General features: G+C 53.8%; 17 protein-coding genes and 1 other RNA gene. 13 read left to right on the top strand and 5 right to left on the bottom strand.

The annotated features are described in order from the left end of the window. Positions 1 to 146: 146 nt before the first annotated feature. Positions 147 to 1,052, top strand: a complete 906-nt coding sequence (locus tag BLU25_RS11245; RefSeq protein ID WP_016783480.1) for a LysR family transcriptional regulator — start codon at positions 147 to 149, stop codon at positions 1,050 to 1,052. Between the two features lie 219 nt (positions 1,053 to 1,271). Here BLU25_RS11245 and BLU25_RS11240 read toward each other — a convergent pair whose 3' ends face one another. Further along, on the bottom strand, positions 1,272 to 2,480 hold the full coding sequence (locus BLU25_RS11240; RefSeq protein WP_016783479.1) for a pyridoxal phosphate-dependent aminotransferase: 1,209 nt from the start codon (positions 2,478 to 2,480) through the stop codon (positions 1,272 to 1,274). Positions 2,481 to 2,911: 431 nt separating this feature from the next. Between BLU25_RS11240 and BLU25_RS11235 the strand changes: the two genes are divergently transcribed. The 12 genes from BLU25_RS11235 (at position 2,912) to BLU25_RS11175 (ending at position 14,388) form a co-directional block, all read left to right on the top strand. Next, the gene (locus BLU25_RS11235; protein ID WP_016783478.1) at positions 2,912 to 3,688 is read left to right on the top strand and encodes a hypothetical protein; all 777 of its coding nucleotides are present in this window, start codon (positions 2,912 to 2,914) and stop codon (positions 3,686 to 3,688) included. After that, a complete protein-coding gene (locus tag BLU25_RS11230; RefSeq protein WP_016783477.1) occupies positions 3,685 to 5,334 on the top strand; it encodes a hypothetical protein in 1,650 nt (549 codons plus the stop codon). The genes BLU25_RS11235 and BLU25_RS11230 overlap by 4 nt, the downstream gene beginning before the upstream one ends. Before the next feature lie 32 nt (positions 5,335 to 5,366). Continuing rightward, positions 5,367 to 6,008 carry a glycine zipper domain-containing protein gene (locus BLU25_RS11225; protein WP_016783476.1) on the top strand — a complete coding sequence of 214 codons (642 nt, stop codon included), beginning with the start codon at positions 5,367 to 5,369 and terminating at the stop codon, positions 6,006 to 6,008. Positions 6,009 to 6,531: 523 nt separating this feature from the next. Next, positions 6,532 to 7,098 (top strand): hypothetical protein, encoded by a 567-nt coding sequence (locus BLU25_RS11215; protein ID WP_139803936.1) that lies wholly within the window; start codon positions 6,532 to 6,534, stop codon positions 7,096 to 7,098. 94 nt (positions 7,099 to 7,192) lie between these two features. After that, positions 7,193 to 7,438, top strand: coding sequence for a helix-turn-helix transcriptional regulator (locus BLU25_RS11210; RefSeq protein ID WP_016783473.1), 246 nt, complete (start codon positions 7,193 to 7,195; stop codon positions 7,436 to 7,438). Next, positions 7,435 to 7,839 carry a recombinase family protein gene (locus BLU25_RS11205; RefSeq protein ID WP_016783472.1) on the top strand — a complete coding sequence of 135 codons (405 nt, stop codon included), beginning with the start codon at positions 7,435 to 7,437 and terminating at the stop codon, positions 7,837 to 7,839. The genes BLU25_RS11210 and BLU25_RS11205 overlap by 4 nt, the downstream gene beginning before the upstream one ends. Then, positions 7,840 to 8,190 carry a recombinase family protein gene (locus tag BLU25_RS11200; protein ID WP_255311550.1) on the top strand — a complete coding sequence of 117 codons (351 nt, stop codon included), beginning with the start codon at positions 7,840 to 7,842 and terminating at the stop codon, positions 8,188 to 8,190. Between the two features lie 2 nt (positions 8,191 to 8,192). After that, positions 8,193 to 8,840: a helix-turn-helix domain-containing protein gene (locus BLU25_RS11195; protein WP_016783470.1), complete on the top strand. Its 648-nt coding sequence runs from the start codon at positions 8,193 to 8,195 to the stop codon at positions 8,838 to 8,840. Positions 8,841 to 8,956: 116 nt separating this feature from the next. Continuing rightward, positions 8,957 to 9,784 carry a hypothetical protein gene (locus BLU25_RS11190; RefSeq protein WP_016783469.1) on the top strand — a complete coding sequence of 276 codons (828 nt, stop codon included), beginning with the start codon at positions 8,957 to 8,959 and terminating at the stop codon, positions 9,782 to 9,784. A 151-nt stretch (positions 9,785 to 9,935) separates the two neighbouring features. Beyond that, positions 9,936 to 11,219 (top strand): hypothetical protein, encoded by a 1,284-nt coding sequence (locus BLU25_RS11185; protein ID WP_016783468.1) that lies wholly within the window; start codon positions 9,936 to 9,938, stop codon positions 11,217 to 11,219. A 12-nt stretch (positions 11,220 to 11,231) separates the two neighbouring features. Further along, on the top strand, positions 11,232 to 11,423 hold the full coding sequence (locus BLU25_RS11180; RefSeq protein WP_016783467.1) for a hypothetical protein: 192 nt from the start codon (positions 11,232 to 11,234) through the stop codon (positions 11,421 to 11,423). A 643-nt stretch (positions 11,424 to 12,066) separates the two neighbouring features. Then, on the top strand, positions 12,067 to 14,388 hold the full coding sequence (locus BLU25_RS11175; RefSeq protein WP_016783466.1) for a tetratricopeptide repeat protein: 2,322 nt from the start codon (positions 12,067 to 12,069) through the stop codon (positions 14,386 to 14,388). A 431-nt stretch (positions 14,389 to 14,819) separates the two neighbouring features. Here BLU25_RS11175 and BLU25_RS11170 read toward each other — a convergent pair whose 3' ends face one another. From BLU25_RS11170 to BLU25_RS11155, 4 genes are all read right to left on the bottom strand, one after another. Then, positions 14,820 to 16,055 carry an integrase domain-containing protein gene (locus BLU25_RS11170; RefSeq protein WP_016783465.1) on the bottom strand — a complete coding sequence of 412 codons (1,236 nt, stop codon included), beginning with the start codon at positions 16,053 to 16,055 and terminating at the stop codon, positions 14,820 to 14,822. Positions 16,056 to 16,238: 183 nt separating this feature from the next. Beyond that, positions 16,239 to 16,630: a transfer-messenger RNA gene (ssrA, locus tag BLU25_RS11165) on the bottom strand. A gap of 73 nt (positions 16,631 to 16,703) precedes the next feature. Continuing rightward, positions 16,704 to 16,985 (bottom strand): hypothetical protein, encoded by a 282-nt coding sequence (locus BLU25_RS11160; RefSeq protein WP_016783464.1) that lies wholly within the window; start codon positions 16,983 to 16,985, stop codon positions 16,704 to 16,706. 200 nt (positions 16,986 to 17,185) lie between these two features. Next, complete coding sequence (locus BLU25_RS11155; protein ID WP_016783463.1) at positions 17,186 to 17,950, bottom strand: SDR family NAD(P)-dependent oxidoreductase; 765 nt, start codon at positions 17,948 to 17,950, stop codon at positions 17,186 to 17,188. Positions 17,951 to 17,981: the final 31 nt, after the last annotated feature.

Here is a 17,981-nt window from a genome sequence, read left to right as displayed (position 1 = left end):
GACAGCCGGTGGGGTCAGGTGTGGATGCGAACCGCTTTACAGCTGAGCGATTGGAATCGGTGTCACCTGTGGATTGACGTCACTCTAGGAGAAGGCTCAGCATGTAAAAAGCGAATTTAACAAGACTATAAAGTTCGATAAAAGCGATGAATCAGATGACTTTTAAACAGCTGGAAGCGTTCTACTGGGCCGCTACATGCGGGAGCTTCGCCATCGCTTCCGAGAAGCTGCATATCTCGCAATCGTCGCTGTCAAAACGTCTGGCCGAACTGGAGACAGCGCTAAAGCGGCCGCTGTTTAATCGGGATGGGCGCAGAGCCGTGCTGACGGCAGATGGTCGAGCCTTGCTGCCCCGCGCCAAGGCATTGTTGAATCATGCGGATGAAGTGGTGGCTTCTGTCGGCGCGGCGCAAGCCATCCAGGGCCGTTGCAGGTTCGGAGTAGGGGAAATCGCCGCCTCATCCTGGTTGCCGAAACTGGTTTCAGCGCTTCGCGCACGGCATCCTCAACTCAAACTCGAGCCTTATGTGAACCTGGGCGTGGAACTGGAATCCAGTCTCCTGAGCGGAAAACTGGACGCGGCCATTATCGCGCGACCCTCCTCGCACCCGGCGCTGGCATCCGTTCTGCTGGCCCAGGCGGAATACATATGGGTAGCGGCCCCGGATGTCATCAAGCCGGGGTGCCTGGTCGAAGAGATTGTCGGGGAATTGCCGGTGGTCACGATGGCACCGCATGCCGGTTCAACCCGCTTGCTCGACGACTGGTGCCGCGAGTCCGGCGCGGTAGCCTGTGACATCATCGAGTCCAACAGCATGGCAACCATTGCCGGTTTGATCTCGGCGGGTATTGCCATTGGTTACTTGCCCCGTGGCTGGCTCAAACCCATGCTGCAAAACAAGGCCGTCATTCCCATGCCCAGCAACACCCCCCTCAAGAAGCTGGAGTACCGATTTTATTGGCGGCAGGACGATTCCCGGCCGGTGATTGCAGCCTTGCGGGAAATGTCGCTGAAAGCTGTGGATTACGACACGCCGTTTCTTATGCTTTGAGCCCGCCATTCAGCGCTGGCTGGCGTGCTGCGCTGCGCTGCGCCTCTTGCCATTTAGCAATGACGAGCGGCGCCAGCACGACCCAGGGCATTGAGTGTGGTCGTGTACAGGCCAGCTGTGACTGGGGGCAGGGCATGAAGATGGGGCCCGTGCCCGGCTTGAGCGCGTGACCCATCAACAGAAGTAGTGCCCCCCTGCCTTGCGTCGATCAGGTGGCGATCAGCGTAAAACCTCGCAGGCACGACGGATACGCGCGCAGCCCTCCTGGATCACTGCTTCGCTGCTGGCAAAAGACAAGCGCACATAAGGGCTGATGCCATAAGCCTCGCCCACGACCGTGGCAACGGCGCCATCCTCAAGCCAGTACTTGACGACATCGGCGTCGGTGCTGAGCACTTGCCCGCCAGGCGTGGTTTTACCCAGCAGCCCTTTGACGTTGACGAACAGGTAGAAAGCCCCATCCGGCACTGTGTGGGTCAGGCCAGGGACGCCCTCAAGTGCAACCTGCATGATGTCCCTGCGGCCCTTGTAGAGCCTGGCCATTGCCTTGACCGGGGCCTGATCCCCGGTAAACGCCGCGACAGCCGCCGCCTGGCTTATGGAGCTTGGGCACGTGGTGCTCTGGGAGAGCAGCTTGCCCATCGCCGAGATCAGCCATTTCGGCCCTGCGCCGAAGCCCAGGCGCCAGCCAGTCATGGCATACCCTTTGGAAGCCCCGTTGACAATCAGCATGCGCTCCTTCAGGTCCGGGGCAGCTGCCGGGAATGAGGTAAAGGGTTGATCGCCATAGATGAAGTGCTCATAGATTTCGTCAGCCATGATCAACACCTGCGGGTGATCACCCAGCACCTGGGCCAGCGCTTGCAGCTCGGCAAGGGTGTAAACAGCACCGCTGGGGTTGTTGGGGCTGTTGAGGATGACCCACTTGGTACGAGGCGTTATCGCCTGTTCAAGCTGGGTGGCCGTCAGCTTGAAACCGTTGTCTTCATGGCCCTGGATAACGACCGGGGTTCCGCCATTCAGGCGGGTGATATCCGGGTAGGAAACCCAGTAAGGCGCATGGACGATAACCTCGTCCCCAGGATTGAGGGTAGCCGCCAGCGCTTCAAAAATGACCTGCTTGCCGCCCGATGCGGCCACCACCTCTTCAATGCTGTACTCCAGGCCATTGTCACGGGCGAGTTTGGCGACGATGGCCTTGCGCAGGGCAGGGGGGCCCAGCGTGTGGGTGTAGTGAGTATCGCCGGACTCCATCGCTTGGCGTGCGGCCTCAACGATATGCGCCGGTGTGTTGAGGTCAGGCTCACCCACTGTAAAGTTGACGATGTCCCGGCCTTCTGCGCGAAGCTGCGCCACCAGGGCGTTGGCGGCGATACTCGGGGATGGGGCAATACTCAGCACTCGCCTGGACAAAAACGCGTTGTTCATTTTGTTTTTTCTCGCAGCAAACGGGTTTGAACCAAGGCGTTGTTGTTCCGCAACAGACCAGCAGATCCATGGGATGCACCCTGGGTTTACGGTCAAGCCGTCGGCGCTGAGGTTCAGTTCGCCGCGTGGAGGAGAGGCGCGATACCAAGCCCTCAGCGCTGGAGCATGCTCACCGTGGGGCCGATCTTAGGCTGATCAGAAATATACGTTTAGCGACATTTAATGATGATGAACCATCGCTTTTAGTGATGTTTTTTTAGCCATGTTCCCGCATGAGCATTCGCGGTCGGGGTGCAACAGGCTGCCAGTGAACAAGTTGTGCACGGTTCGTAAGGCAACGGGGTTATGGCGAATTAATGGCTTTATGCTAGCATCGCCGCGCGTAGCCGGACTCTCGGCTCGCCCAGGAAACCGGTTAAGGAAGACACACGTTGAAACCCATCAAAGCGCTGCGAGCACAGGCCAATCGGCTTGCTCGCGGTTTGATGCTTGTCCTGCTGTGTAGCGCGTTCGGGGTGCAGGCTGACCAGGTTATCGGTCGCTTCAACTCGGTGGCGGGGCCTTTCAGTCACATGGAAACCCCGGCAGGCAAAGCCTACTTGAACCTGCATGAGCGCAAGGTGCAGGTGCAACTGCCCGACGACTGGCGTGAAAGCACCGTTGAAACCACGATGGAACTGGACGGCGACACGGCGGTGGTCATGAGCTACAGCACCGCCCAGTGCGAGTCGCAGACTGCTCTGGTGGTGATCTCCGGGAACACCGCCTGGGGCCCTTACCGACTGGGGGGCTGTGGCGACGTGCTGGCTTTCCAGCGCAGTGAAGACGGCAAGAGTTTCGTCGCCATGCAAATGAAAGGCCGAAGCTCTGAAGCCTGGACCTATTCCTCCAAGGACAAGAATTTCCGTGGGCCGATGAAAGTCGACCTGCCGGGGTTGCTGCATGCCCTGTCCAAGGCCCGGCCGGCGGTTGCCGATACAGCGGCGGCCAAACCGGCCCCGCCGCGCACCGCGCCGTCTGCACCGCCACCGACCAAACCGCTGGCGCGCGAGCCAGCCCAGGCACCCAAGCCTGCTGTCAAGGCGTCGATCCCTTCCGCGTTGCCGCAGCCGGTAGCCAATGCGGTCGTCGAACATGCCCAGGCCACTACGGCGCCCAGGCGCCGAGTGGAGATCAACCTGATCTCCAGGGTGGAGACCCGGTCGTGACCAGCCTGACACCGTTTCAGCGATTGGCTTCCCGTGCGCAGCGCCACACGCCGGTCAGGGCGTTGATGCACTGGCTGCGCCAGGACAAACAGCCCCTGCCACGGCGCCAGGAGCGGCTGCTGGCCCTGGTGATGCTGACCCTGACGCTGCTGTACCTGATGGTTGAAATGGGATTCAACGCCCGTTTGCTCGACGTGGTCGGTGGTCTGGCCAGCCACCACCAGGTGGAGTCCATCGAATTCTACGGGCGCTTGATTGCCGGTACGGCGGTGGCCCTGCTGGGGTTGGGCATGGTGCTGAAGAAGAGTTTGCGCCTGGGCTGGAGCCGTCTGCGCACGACAATCTGGGCGGCCCTGGTGATCGTCGGTTGCATCGGTACCACCTACTTTGCGCAATTGGCGCTGGTCAATCACCTGGTGGATCGCTCGACGCCCGATGAGCGGGCGCGCGCGGCCCTGGGTGTGCCGATGACGTACTTGATGATGCACCACGACTTCAAACTGACCGGCCTGAACCTCACGCCCGAGGATCTGCAGCGCCCCGAAGGCAAGACCTTGCTGGCGACGTTTCCGATCATGCTGCTGTCGGCAGATCACCTGACCGAGAGCATCAAGCAGCAGGCGCAGCCGTTCTTCGAGTTGTTCGCCGAAACCGTGCGCGGTGATGCCGACGTCAGCTATCGCCACTACCAGGACTCCCTTGCCGAACTGAATGAAAGCTATCGCCAGTACCAGCAGGGCAGCAGCCGTTACCTGGAAGCGATCAGCGCGGCCTCCATCGCCCGCCACCAGCAACAGGCCTGGAGCGACTATGTGCAGAACCTCAAGCAACGCAATCGCCGCCTGACCCCCAACAACGTGCCCCGGCGCCATGCCCACACGGTACGCCAGTCGCTGCGCGAGAAGGGCATCAACGTGGCCGACGACTGGCGGCCCAATGACCGCGCCGGTTTCAATCAGGCCGTGGCCCGGCGTGTGCAACTGCAGGCCCGCAGTACCTATGCTGCCGGCCTGGTCTCGGTCGACCGATGGATCGACCCGGGCTTGGCGCGCGCACAGTTTTTTGCGCAATTGCCGATCCAGAACAAGTGGCGCGACGCCTTGCACTTGCCGTACTTGATCACCTTGCAACCCGACCTGTCGCCCGGCGGTTTCGAGCAAACCGTGTACCGGCCGACCATCAGCTACGATGCCAAACAATTGATCGAAGACCGCCTGGTCGACCCGCAGAACTACCGCGACAGAGGCGAAAAAGCGCAGATCGGTCGTGACAGCTACCGGGCGCTGATTGTGCCGATGATCGCCCTGTTGTTTTCCCTGCTCGGTGCCTTCACCCACATCTTCAAGTGCCTGGGTTTTTTCACCCGCACGCTGTGCTATGTCCCGCCGAGGCTTTATATGCTCGCCTTCGCTGGCTATGCGCTGGTGGTGTTGACGGTGCCGATGTACTGGACCAACAAAGTGACCGAGCAGCCGCTGTTTCTCGACCTCAAACAGCAGAACGGCTCTGCGCTGGGGCCGATGGGCTGGATCATTGCCCATAGCGTGCAGTGGACGGCGCAGGTCCAGCCGGTGTTTTACCCGCTCAACGAACGGGTGCGCCAGCAACTGCTCGGGGGCCTGACCTACGGTTATCAGCCCCAATGAATGTTTATCTTCAATCCCGAAAGGAGTCGCCCTTGTCGCGCGCACGTGCTGTATCGACCGTATTGCTTGCCTGCACCGGTTTGTTGTTGAGTGGATGCCAGAACTCGCCCTTGGGCAGCACGGCGGTTGGCGGCGTGCTCGGTTGCATTGGCGGTGCGGCGATTGCGGCCGGGACCGGCGGCCACCCGGGCACCGGTTGCGCCATTGGCGCGGCCCTGGGAGCGCCGACGGGCTACTACGTGGGCCGTCAGAAAGATCTGGAAAGCGCCCGGCAGGCCAAAGCCGCCATCGAGCGCCAGTCGGGTGATGTCGCTGTGGTCCAACTGAAGACCCGCCAGGAAGCGGTGCCGGAAGACAAGCGCAATGACGTGGGCGCTGCGAGTGTTGAAAGCGTGGACTCGATGCAGGTCAACGTGCCGCAGACCCTGGTGAAAAAGCGAGACCAGCGCCTCAAGCAGCCGCTGTCACAAGTGGGCAACTACGTGTCCAGTGCCAGCAGCAAGGCCAACATTGTCGTCACCACCCGCAGCAAGAGCGACTTCAACTACATCGTCACCAACATCAAGAAGGGTTATACCGGCAAGGTCTCGCCAGACAAGGTGACCTACGAGTACCGCGAATTGACGCGTGGCACCCAATCGGCGATCCAGGTGATGCCAAGCGCCCAGGCGTAAGGTTTCAGGCAAAGGGCGGCAAGGACGGATAGCCAGAAACAAGAAAGCCCGCACGAGGCGGGCTTCTTGAGGTGTTGCTCAGACTGTCTGGGACAGGTCTGGACAGCTGTTTGGGCCGGGGTAATCTGAACTGATTTAATAACATGCTGATTTTGTTTATTTTTTTTTAGTAATGAAAAATATTTGGAATACCTTTTGGAATACCTAGTCGATGTGGATCTCTATTTCGGCACCTTCCATCCTTACGACAATTCAGGTAGCTGGGTCAGTCTCGCCATCCGTTCTGAGGACCCGCGAAACGACGAAATGCTGCATACAGATTTCTTCAGGCAAATGTCACAGCACTATTATGCGCTTGATCGGCCGATCCTCATCAGCGGTAGAATAGCGAGCTTGAAGCCCCTTAAGATCGCCAGCTCCTTTATAACGACTTGAGACCTTCATGCGCCCAGATCATGCACACTTATCATTTCTCACTGTAAACCAGGCCCTTGAGAATCTGAGGGCGATGACGAAGCAGCCTATGACTGAAGAGGATTTGCTAACTCAATGCGAGGAAGGGCATTGCACAGCCTATTTGAGGCTGAAAGGGGGGCAAGGATTGACACACGTCTCTGGCGAGCCAGGCGATGAACCCGAGTGCGTTTTTGCAGCAGGGGTCCAACAGGTTCTTTACGTTCAGAATATTCGATTAGCGCGATCCGGTGCCCCGGTTTCTCTCAGGCTAGTCGGCCCTGTGTTCAGAGCAGATGATGGCTATGATGAGGTAATCCGAGTGTGGGAGGCGGTTGTCGATTTGAAAAACGCGGATCTGTCATTTAAACCAGCCGATATCGCTGCGCTCGCTGAAACCATCAATGGCGTAATTCCCGAAGCTTACGACTTGGACGCTAAAGAGGAAGCTAGCGCAAGCGCCATAATCGCAGTGCTCGCGCATATGTCACGTTTGGATGTCGCGAGGCCCTATTCTGCTTACGAGTCGATGAAAACAGCGGCTACCCTTGCGAGGGTTGCGATACCTTCACCGGGCACCATCAAGAAATTTTTCGATCTGGCGGCTGATCGAATCGTACCTTCACCTACCAAATGAGGTTTTGCCCAACCTCAGTTGGGACTCTGATTCAGGCCTTCTTATTACATTGCTTGCCACCACACCGCGCCAACGAGCGCCAAGGAGCAATGTAATGGAAATCAGTTTTAGCAACGCCACGCCTGAACGTCGAATTCTCCGTCTGCCCGAAGTGCAGGTCAGGACAGGATTCAAAAGAGCACACATCTATAATCTCATCAGCCAAGGTCGTTTTCCGAAATCCGTTCAGCTTGGTGCGAGGGCAGTCGGCTGGGACTCCCACGCGGTCGAACAGTGGGTCGAGGATCGCATCTCCGGCGAGCCGTCTCGACGCACTGGTAAAGGTGGAGAAATTCAATGACAACTCACGTCTATGTCCTTGCTAGCACCGATGATAAAAAGACCGAAGCTCAGTTTGACGTTATTGAGGAAGCGCACGACGCCGAGTACTGGTTTGTTGATGAAGCGACTAGCCAATCGACCAAGGTGATGAACAGGCCTCGTTTCAGTGCGCTATACAAGTTTGCTCAAAAGGGCGACACCATAGTCGTTTCTTCAATCGAATGCTTAGGCGGATGCAGTTTCGAATTATTCGAGACCTTTAAGGCATTAAAAGCGAAGGGCGTAGGCGTGGTTTCAGTGAGAGAAAATTTTGATCTCTCAAGCCCCGTAGGAAAGACTCTCCTAAAGACGATAGCCTCAATCTCGGACCTTCAGCGTGCCGTTATAGGGAACGAGAAGCGAAAGGGCAAAAAAATATAGGTGGTCGGAGCAGGTGCAAAAAATGGCGCTTCCTTGAAATTTGCTGGCTCAGAGAGTGAAGGCTTCGATCTATCCAGCCCAATCGGGAAAGCAATGCTCACCATGTTGGCTGCTGTCGCTGAGTTGGAGCGTTCGAATATAAAAGCCCGGCAACTAGCGGGTATTACTCGGGCTCGAGCGATGGGACAGAAGCTGGGCGCACCCAAGAAGATTGACGACGCCGCGGTACATGCATGGCGTAAAGCCAACTCAGCCACCATTCAAGAAACAGCAACACAGTTCGGAATATCCGTTGCCGCAGTGAAACGAGCCTGTGCCAGCAAAGCCTTAAATACTGTAGTGGGGGAGTGATAATGGCAGGCAAGCAGAAAACCCCGGACCAAGCAGTACAGGCTGTCGTTCTGAGAGAGGCAGGGTGGACGATATCCGCAATTGCAGGTCGACTATCGATCAGTGTTAGCACGGCTCAGCGCCTTCTTAAAAGGCACAATGCAGTAGCTGGCGCTGGAACTCAGGCGCTGATAGAAAAAGCCAGAGAAGAACTACTCACAACGGCATTTTCTCTCGACGCTGTGCAGCAGAGTGTGGCTTCCCTGGTGACCGACGAGCTGGCGCTAACTCAACAGATCAGGATAAAGCTCGCAAATGCGATTGAAACCCTCGAACCAACTGACCCGACAGTTTTCAGGGGACTCGCTGCCGCAGCTACGACACTCAAGCTAACGCAGGACGTCACGCGACGTGCGTTGCCTCTAGATAAGTTGAATCAATCTCTGGCTTTCGAAGAGCTTCCAGAGCTGAAGATTCACATCATGACTGAAAACGATGTCGCCGAGATGCGAGCACAGCAGAGACTAGAAGAAGCGGAGCGCAATGGGGACATCAATGGCATTGAAGACGAGCAAGAAACTTTGCGGTGGTTCGAAGGCAAGCAATTGGCCAAGCTAAATCAACAGGATAACGACATCATCTGTGAAGGCTTTGACTTACAGATGACCTGACTATGACCTATCAATCGTCAAACCCTTAGAACACAGTGTAAGTATCGAACCCCATGGCGCTTCTGCCGGTATGGTTATTTTGAAAATCGGACCCCAGACATCGGGGATGTTGAGCCATGAAAGAATACGACCAACATTTTTGCGGTACTCCTGTAAAACCCGACATTGGAGTAAATGCAAAAACCATACGGCGCCGCCTGAGTCCCAGAAGGCTCTCAACAACTGGCCAGGCAAGGGTTCTGGCAGGATTCGCTGCGGGCATAGAAAAACGTGTAGCAGCTATTAGCCAATTAGATCCTCAGCTTGATAAGAAAGCTATCGAGCGTATCCAAAAGATCGATTCCGACGTCTTAGGCTTTGCAAGAAGCTACATCTCTACGGGTAATCTTCCGGATTGGTCGAAGAGCCTCAACAAGGATATCAAGCAGTTCTTCCGGCTTCGTCATCTACTCTCTCAGCCCGACTCTCGCACGATCAGTATTCGCTTAGGGCATAAGGTCGCCGAAGCTGCCCTGAGCGCTCCCAGGGGGCCTGCAGATTACCTGGCCGGTATGATTATGAGAACGCTCAAGGCGTTAGGCATTAGTACCGAGCTGGTCTTTAATCTTGAGTTTGTGCATGGTATCTGTCGAGAGAATCACCCTCTGCACATCCATGGCGCTCTCTATGTGCCGGATGATCAAATCCATATCGTCACAGAAGCCCTCACACGGGTGCTAGCGAGCGATTACAGAGCACGTTGGACCAATGTCGCAGTTCTGCTGGAAGCCCCTCACCCCGGTGGCTTTTGGGCAAGCTACTGCATCAAGGAATCGGCTGTAACCTCTGAGATGCTATTCCGGCGAGGCGTCCGGAATAAATTAGCTTCATACGCCAGCCGTCGACAGAGCCAGCGCGCCAGGGCGTTCTACAATCGGATCGAAGATTGGTTCAGTACAGAGTAACCGTACATCCGTACTGTCAATTCGACGTCTCGATCTCCAGCTAGGAGACCCAGGCAAAACACCTTCAAATGGGGTCGCAATATCGGCTAAACGAGATGGCGTCTAAACCTACTGTAGGGCATATTGCGATGATCAATCAGGGAGGAATCGAATGACCGCAGAAATCGCGATAATGAGTCGGACCGCTGTTGTCCTCGCTGCCGATAGCGCCACTACCGTTACGTCATGGAAGGATGGTCAGCAGGAAAAAAGGTACTTTAAAGGCGCGAATAAGCTTTTCGAATTAAGCCGCGTCGGCCCGGTAGGTCTTATGATCTATGGTTCTGCGGACCTTCACGGCGTGCCTTGGGAGCTGCCGATCAAAGCCTACCGAGAAGCTCTGGGGCAAGACCAATACGATAAGCTCGAGACGTATCCCCAACGGTTTTTCGAATTTGTTGAAAAAGAGGAAAAGCTTTTTTCGGAAGAGGCTAAGTCAAAGGCACTGTTCGATGTAGTTGCCGCAGCTTTATACCGTCTCCAGATCCGGATAGCCCAAGAGGTTGGTGTCGAGGAGATAGACGCACTTGCGGGAAAGACAGATCAGGAGATAGACGAGGCTCTACAGCGCGTTGAATCGGCCGTAGACCAACTGAGTCTACCGCCGCTGCTAAGAGAGGCGGATATAGCGAACGCCCATGCGAGCACCGCCCCTCTTTTTGCGCCGATAGCTACAAGCTCGATATTTCTGTTCCAGCAAGCCGCCTCTCGAGAATTCCTCGTACCCCGATTTCTAGAGGCTCTTGCGAAGCTTGCTGTTAAAGAATTTATTATGTATGCCAACAAAACCGGTGTGGTCGTAGCTGGGTATGGTAAGGAAGAGTTTTTCCCTGTTCTGGAAACATATGACTGCTATGGGTTTCTTGGAGAGCGGTTGATTCTTGACCGACGCGATCCCAACGTTATGGACGCTACCTGCCCTGCGGTCATCCAGCCATTCGCTACAACGCATATGATCAACACGTTCCGGATGGGGATATCGCCGGACGTGTTCAATACCGTTGACGACTCCACAGCAAATGCATTCCAAGAACTAAGCGATAAAATTCTTGCAGAGCTAGGGCCAAGCGCTACGCTCGATCCTACAAGGAGGACTGAAATCATCAGCGAGGTCTATGCTGCTCATTCTGACAGATGGCATCAGCAGATACGTAATCAACATATATTTCCGCTGTCAACCATTGTACATTTGCTGCCGCTTCCGGAGATGGCTGCTCTCGCTAAGAGCTTGATTGAGTTGGAGTCTCTCAAGGAGCGAGTCACTCGCCCGTCGGAGTCGGTGTCTGGACCTATCGACGTAGCGGTCATTAGCAAGCATGATGGATTCGTCTGGATAGACCGGAAGCACTACTTCCGACCAGAACTGAACCACCGTTTTTTTAATCGGACAGAGTGATGGAGCGTTGAAATGAATCTCCCTTTCGCTAACCCTCAAGCGCGAAACCAGAGCGCCCAGGTGCAGGATGCACTCAGTTCGGCGAATCAGCGTGTGCAGCCTGTACGTCAGAACACCGAATCAGATTTTTACGCGCAAATGGTCAAAAAGCTGAACGATAAACCAAGCGTAAAAGAGATAATCCAGGCTTATTCGCACGGCTAACAGTACCGACGTACGTCCTCAAGCCCTCTCGTTTAATAGACGAGAGGGCTTTGCTTTTTGGGGAGAGGTCCAGCCCTGGAGCTTGTCCCATATCGTATGAGGCTAAGTATCGCAGGCTCGTGCAGCTCACAGACCTTCTGATGCTGAAACGAGATACCTTGCTGCGCGTGCCGATGTCAGAGAATCTCAGAGTGCATCTCGGTTCTCTCAGATGCCTTTTGGCACCGGGGTCTAGGAGCCGTGATGCGAGCCGCACCTCTTGAATGCTCATTTCCCAACTCAATTTGCTGAATTCGCAGTGCGCAGTCCCGTTCATCTCCTTTAAGCAATCCGGCTTTACCTCTGCCAAGGCGGAGGCTGCGAGGGCGACTGGACAGACTCATAGACCCCGTAAGCGAGCCTGTAGGCCGGCAAGAGATGCATCGGCGCGGAGATTGATGTGCTATCAATCTGAAACTAGTACCATCGGCGTAGGATTCGGCCGGCAGACCACTGTCTTCCAAGCGCTGCGCATATGGCAATTGGGGACCAATGTGTTAGTGCGCATCGCGATTAAACACCCTAAGCCAGGATTCAAAAATAACTAATGCACACGGGTTGTGTAATTTTGACGGACTTAATTTAAGTAGCGGAGCAAGTTTAAATGGCATTTAACCTTACTAGAATGACAGCTTACGCGCTGATTAGTGCTTTGGAAGAGGACTTCAGAAGCCTGATTAAAAATCATCTGAATGAGACTAAGGATAATATCCTTCTTAACCCAGAGTTGGAATTTAGGGCTAAGAGCAGAATCGAAAAGGATATTGGTATTCTGGAAGGAGTGGAAAAAGAGGATTTAATTGACTATTTTGATCTGGGTGATACCTATCAAACTGTAAACTCTAATGCGGTTCAGTTTCCCGGTCATATAACGCAGCAGATAAAAAAGCATACCAAAAAATTCGATAGTCTGATTCCTATTAGAAACAGAGTTATGCATATACGGCCTCTAAATATCGATGATCTCCCTACAATATTGGTAGTGTGTGAGTCGCTGTCACTGGCTGATGAGGTAACTTGGAGTAATGTTTCAATTACTCTCGATAAGTTGCAGGAAAATCCTAGCTTTGTGTTGTCTTTAGAGTTTAAGGTGCTCGAATCTGAAACTAGGGTCAGCCATAATCTACCACTCCCTGATTTTGATGAGACTGGATTAATAGGTCGCGATCAGATTGTGCTTAAGGTAAAGGAGCTTTGCCTCGGTGGTTTTCCGGTCATATCAATAGTTGGGGAAGGAGGGATTGGTAAGACAGCCTTAGCACTGAAGGTGGCTTATGAACTTCTAGAAGAGGAAAGGTGTCCTTTTGATGCGATTGTGTGGGTTACTTCAAAAACCACGCAAATAACAGTGAATGAAATCAAGGATATAAAAGGGGCTATTTCAGATTCCCTTGGAACGATTCAGGGTATTTCGGATCAGATTACAGGGACTAGTAAAGCTTTTGATTTACAAGAAATTACAGAATACCTAGCTACTTTCAAAATTGCGTTATTCATAGATAACCTTGAAACCATACTTGATGACAATATCAGAAGATTTGTGGAGTCGCTCCCTCAAGGAAGTAAAATTGTCATAACGTCAAGGATCGGTTTAGGTGCTTACGAGTATCCTATTAAGCTCAAAGGTATTGATGAATCTTTCGCATCGCAACTTCTACGAACTCTGGCAAAACTGAGAGGTGTCTCTAGTCTTGCTAAGCTCGATGAGGCCGTCCTGCGTAGCTATGTCAATCGAATGCATTGTAATCCAAGCTACATCAAGTGGTTCGTAAGTTCCATACAAACTGGGTTGACACCGGAAATTGTCTTGCAAAATTCAAATTTGTTTTTGGAGTTTTGTATGTCAAACGTCTACGAGTATCTATCCAAAGATGCGAGATTGTTAACAGCAGCACTTCAGTGCGCTCCCGGACTGAAAGATATTCCTGAGTTAGCTTACCTTACCGAATTTGATGCGCTAAAAGTACAGAAAGCTATTCAAGAGTTGATGGCCACAAACATGCTGTCTGAAGCTTCAAAAACGAAGGGGGCTAGTGTTAAGACTACGTATCAAATCTCCGAGCTGTCACGTGCATATTTAGGTAAGCACCACAAGCCAACCCAGGGGTTTCAGAAGGCCATTCGAGAGAAGCGGAATAAGCTAAATTCATTATATGAGCTACAAATGTCGCAAAGAGAAAATAATAAGTATTCGATACGTTCTATAAAGTTTAGAGATAAGAGTGACAGGGTAGTAGCTAGAATGCTGCAGGAGTCACTGAAAAACATAAACTTAGGTCAGCACGACAAAGCTTATGAAACTCTTGAAGAAGCTCGGCGGCTAGCGCCCGATTACTCAGAGGTTGCGCGAGTATTGGCTTATTTCTACCAGAAAAGTGGTAGCTTTAATGACGCTAGAGATCAGTACGAACTAGCCATAGTGCTGGACGAAAATTCACCTCAGTTGAACTATTGGTTTGGGAAGTTTTTGCTTCAAGAGGAAGAGAACGCGGACGATGCAGTGATCCAATTTGAGCTTGCCCATAGCAAGGATCCGGAAGCGGCTGAAGTATGCCTTTCTCTCGCGCGAGGATATATGTTTCAGCACAAATTTAAAGAGTCTCGCGAGATCCTTGAAACCTTGAAGTGTAAAATAGAAGAGGCAGAAGAGCATAATCAGAAAGTTTACTTGGATACTGATATTCAGATCTATTACCGCACCGGTGATGATCTTACAGCTGCTGGTGATTACATAACAGCAATAGAGAAATTCAAGGAGATGAAGGGGGCGTTCCTTAAAGTTCCAGATAAGTTTAGGGATTCATTTCTTCGCAAGAAGCTAACAAAAAGTAGCGTAAGCTTAAACAAGATTATAAAGTCAGGATCGGCAGCAGTAGCAGATGCGCTGGCGCTGAAACAGTGGGTAGAGGTAGAGTCTTCCCTATAAATATAGTTATCGAATCGTCGTTTAGTCTAGGCATTTGGGCTCGTTAGAACTCAGATGCCTAGGACCCGGTTTCCTCAAAGCCAAGCTGGTCAGTATGGCGAAAACCAGATCGAGCTACCGGTCGAGGTTAGATCACAACCGAGCATGGGCTGAGGTATAGGCTGAGTCCATCATCGAATAGAAAAACTTTTAATATCAAAGGTTTATTTGAATTTTAAAGCCGGTTTGTGGCCGGCTTCTGATGCTTGTACCGTTGTGTTTGTCTCCAGGGCGGCCCGAGTGCGTCACAATGCAGACTTACCGGCAGTGGCTGTTAGCTGTGCAAACTCGCAGGAAAGTAGGGCTATCTGCCAAGGCTTCAAGCTTAGGCAGGTCCTTTCACGTATCCCTCGGTTTAGGGGAGAATGTAGTGGCATGATGAGTCGGAGTTCTCAGTTCCTCATGTCAATGATTGCTGACATTGAAAGATTCCCGGTAGCAGCTCCTTGGATGTGTTCGCTCCACCACTTCATCATTGGACGCCTGCGCTCGATATAGTCAGCCCGATTATAGGCGCTACGCACTTCGTCCTTATCGACATGAGCGAGTGCAACCTCAATCAACTCAGCGTCCCAGCCGTGCTCGTTCAGTATTGTGCTCGCCATTGAACGCATACCGTGGCTAACCAGACGCCCCGCAAATCCCATCCGCTTAAGCGCCATGTTGGCGGTCTGGCTGTTGCAATGTGTGCGCGGATTTCGATCTGCGGGGAACACATATTCACGGTGTCCACTGAGGGGCTTGATAGCCTCCAGAAGCTCGAGCGCTTGCTGCGTGAGCGGGATTATATGCGTGCGACGCTTTTTCATCCGCTCCGGTGGGATCGTCCATATCTGCTTTTCGAGGTCGATGTCTGCCCACCGAGCAGTAGCGGCCTCTGCTGGACGGGTCATTGTGTGGAGCTGCCACTCGATCAAGCAGCGTGTGGTTCTTTTGATACTGGCATTGGCGACAGCTAGCATCAGTTCTTTCAGCTCATCCGGCGCCAGCGCCGCCATGTTTTGCTTCTTCGGTTTTTTAAAGACGGAGCGGATGCCACTGAGCGGATTTGAAAAAATCAGTCCGGCATTCACTCCGTAAGTCATGATCTCGTTGAGACGCTGGCTAAGCCGCTTAACTGTCTCTAGGCTGCCTTTTGCCTCAAGAGGTCTCAGCAATTTAATCACCGCTGGCGCAGTGATTGCTGAAATCGGCGTCAGCGCCAGGTCGGGAAATACGTGGAGCGTTAAAGAGCGCCAGATGTCTTCGGCGTACGCGGTGGTGACTGAGTCTTTCTTGAGATCAAACCAGGCTGTGGCCACGTTTTTAAATGTGTGCTCTGTGGTCGCCTTTAGCGTCTGCCGATCCGTGTCACGCTTCTCCTTAGGGTCGAGACCCTGGGCAACCAGCTCCCTGGCGCCAACGGTGCGTTTCCGTGCTTGAGCTAGGCCTACCTCGGGGAAGGTACCCAAACCCATGTTGACCCGTTTCTTGGTCACCGGGTGGATGTAATTGAAGTTCCAAAGCTTTGACCCATTGGCTCTGACCCTCATCTGAAGGCCGCCACCATCAGTGAGGGTGTAGTCCTTCTCCCGTGGTTTAGCGGCCTTGACTTTGACGTCCGAAAGGCGCGCCGCTTGAGCTCCCATGGTGTATTCCAAGCTGTTTGTGTATTCCAAAACTTAGCAGGTGAGCGCTTGGAATACCACTTGGAATACACGAACTAACAGATGTTCCTGGACGCCCAAAGATGTCAACGGAGTCTAAGTCTCTGTATTTACTGGATTTCAGGCACAAAAAAAGACGTCCGTGGACGTCTTTAGATGTTGAATTGGTGGAGCCGGGGGGATTTGAACCCCCGTCCGCCAGTACTCCGCTGTCGGTACTACATGCTTAGCCGTTTCTATTAAGTTAACCCTCAGCGACCCGAAGGGCAGGGTGCTTTGGGCGAGTTGTGTAAGTTTTAGCCGATTCGTCCACAACGTACTGCACGGCGATCCTGTTCTATATGACAATCACTTCAGGTTTACAGGCATCCCCTAGTGATTGCTGGACCCGAAGGTACCAGGAGGATGGCTAAGGCAGCTTACGCTGCGAGAGCTTGACCCTCGTAGGTTTCGTCATTGGCAACTATAGAAAGTTGCAACAGTGGATTTACGAGTTCTGTTACCAACTCGGCATGCACCTAGAGTTTCGCAACCGGCGTCGAATCCTAAACGGCCCCGATGCCTGCTGTGTGTAACCAGCAAGCTAGCGGAGTCTACGCCTTTCTGATGCAGAAGGCCAACCCAAAGGGCTTACTCACCACCTTTGTTGTTGTTGGCGATGTCCTGCAGCACTTGTGTGGTCAGTGAAATGCAGGCCTGGGTGCCTTCTTTGGTGCCTTTGGATTGTTCTTCCTTGGCCTGGGCTACGGTGCTGTCGATGTTGTCTTGCAAGTCAGAGCTGATTTCGCCAGAGCTGGCGACTGCATCATTGATCTTTTGCAGGTTGATCTGGCAAAGGTCTTCTGCCGCAAACACCGGGGAGGCCAACATCACAGCGGAAATAAACAGACCAGCAAGAGCGGTACGCTTCATGGGGAAAACTCCTTGTGCACATGGTAGGCCCGGTGCTTCCAGGCTCGGTTTTATGCCCCGATTTTCGGGGCTAAAGCTAAATGACTATAGCTGTGCTCCGGAGTTTTGCTTTGATTTGGTCATCGGCAGGACTTTTTTTTTACCCGCAAACGCTGCGTTTTGTGGCCCGTATTCGTTTGCCCTGGCAGGCATTCAAACGCTTATGCAGTGGTCGAGCCGCCATTGAGCGCGATGACCTGGCCGGTTAGCCAGGATGCTTCGTCAGAGCTCAAAAAGGCCACCGCAGCGCCCACGTCTTCAGGGGTGCCCGCGCGTCCCACCGCGGTGCCGGCCTTGGCCACCTCGTCGTAGCCAAAATTGTTCATGCAGCCCAGCGACAGCGCATTGGCGGTGACGCCACTGCGTCCGACTTCGTGGGACAGTTGACGCATAAATCCCAGGGCCGCTGCTTTGGCCGCCGCATAGTCGCTCAGGCCGTAGCTCAGGCCAAGGCGCCAGGATTCAGAGCTGATGATGACGATACGCCCGTGCTTGCGCTCGCACATGCCATCCACCACCAGGCGTGTCAGGCCTAGAATGGCGCGCAGGTTGAGGTCCAGCTGGCGCTCGAAGTCGCTGTCCGCCAGGTCCTTGAACTGGCGCAGTGAGCCGGGCATGCCTGGTGGCACACCGGCGTTGTTGACCAGTATGTCGATCTCGCCAAAGGTCTCGCGTGCGGTGGCCACGATCTGTTCACGCACAGAGGCCTGGGTGATGTCACCGGGAGCGGCGCATACCTCAAGGCCTTCGGCTTGCAGGGCCTTGGCGCTGCTTTCGGCGCGCTCGGCATAAAAATCGTTGATGACCACGCGCGCGCCTTGTGTGGCCAGTGCGCGAACGATGCCCAGCCCCATGCCTTGCCCCGACCCTGTGACCAGCGCCACTCGACCCGATAAATCAAACAAGCGATCTTTGGAAGTGTTCATGCGCACCCTTTTATTGGTAACGAATGGCCGG

The sequence above is a fragment of the Pseudomonas fragi genome, assembly GCF_900105835.1.
Classification (GTDB): domain Bacteria; phylum Pseudomonadota; class Gammaproteobacteria; order Pseudomonadales; family Pseudomonadaceae; genus Aquipseudomonas; species Aquipseudomonas fragi.
The sequence above is the reverse complement of the archived record's forward strand: the minus strand, read 5'-3'. Positions and strand labels throughout refer to the sequence as shown.

What these genes read in the sequence shown, in the direction of transcription:
- BLU25_RS11160 (WP_016783464.1), bottom strand. Translation starts at nt 16,985, where the DNA reads ATGAAGCGTACCGCTCTTGCTGGTCTGTTTATTTCCGCTGTGATGTTG.
- BLU25_RS11175 (WP_016783466.1), top strand. Translation starts at nt 12,067, where the DNA reads ATGGCATTTAACCTTACTAGAATGACAGCTTACGCGCTGATTAGTGCT.
- BLU25_RS11215 (WP_139803936.1), top strand. Translation starts at nt 6,532, where the DNA reads ATGACTGAAGAGGATTTGCTAACTCAATGCGAGGAAGGGCATTGCACA.
- BLU25_RS11185 (WP_016783468.1), top strand. Translation starts at nt 9,936, where the DNA reads ATGACCGCAGAAATCGCGATAATGAGTCGGACCGCTGTTGTCCTCGCT.
- BLU25_RS11205 (WP_016783472.1), top strand. Translation starts at nt 7,435, where the DNA reads ATGACAACTCACGTCTATGTCCTTGCTAGCACCGATGATAAAAAGACC.
- BLU25_RS11245 (WP_016783480.1), top strand. Translation starts at nt 147, where the DNA reads ATGAATCAGATGACTTTTAAACAGCTGGAAGCGTTCTACTGGGCCGCT.
- BLU25_RS11195 (WP_016783470.1), top strand. Translation starts at nt 8,193, where the DNA reads ATGGCAGGCAAGCAGAAAACCCCGGACCAAGCAGTACAGGCTGTCGTT.
- BLU25_RS11240 (WP_016783479.1), bottom strand. Translation starts at nt 2,480, where the DNA reads ATGAACAACGCGTTTTTGTCCAGGCGAGTGCTGAGTATTGCCCCATCC.
- BLU25_RS11190 (WP_016783469.1), top strand. Translation starts at nt 8,957, where the DNA reads ATGAAAGAATACGACCAACATTTTTGCGGTACTCCTGTAAAACCCGAC.
- BLU25_RS11170 (WP_016783465.1), bottom strand. Translation starts at nt 16,055, where the DNA reads ATGGGAGCTCAAGCGGCGCGCCTTTCGGACGTCAAAGTCAAGGCCGCT.
- BLU25_RS11210 (WP_016783473.1), top strand. Translation starts at nt 7,193, where the DNA reads ATGGAAATCAGTTTTAGCAACGCCACGCCTGAACGTCGAATTCTCCGT.
- BLU25_RS11180 (WP_016783467.1), top strand. Translation starts at nt 11,232, where the DNA reads ATGAATCTCCCTTTCGCTAACCCTCAAGCGCGAAACCAGAGCGCCCAG.
- BLU25_RS11155 (WP_016783463.1), bottom strand. Translation starts at nt 17,950, where the DNA reads ATGAACACTTCCAAAGATCGCTTGTTTGATTTATCGGGTCGAGTGGCG.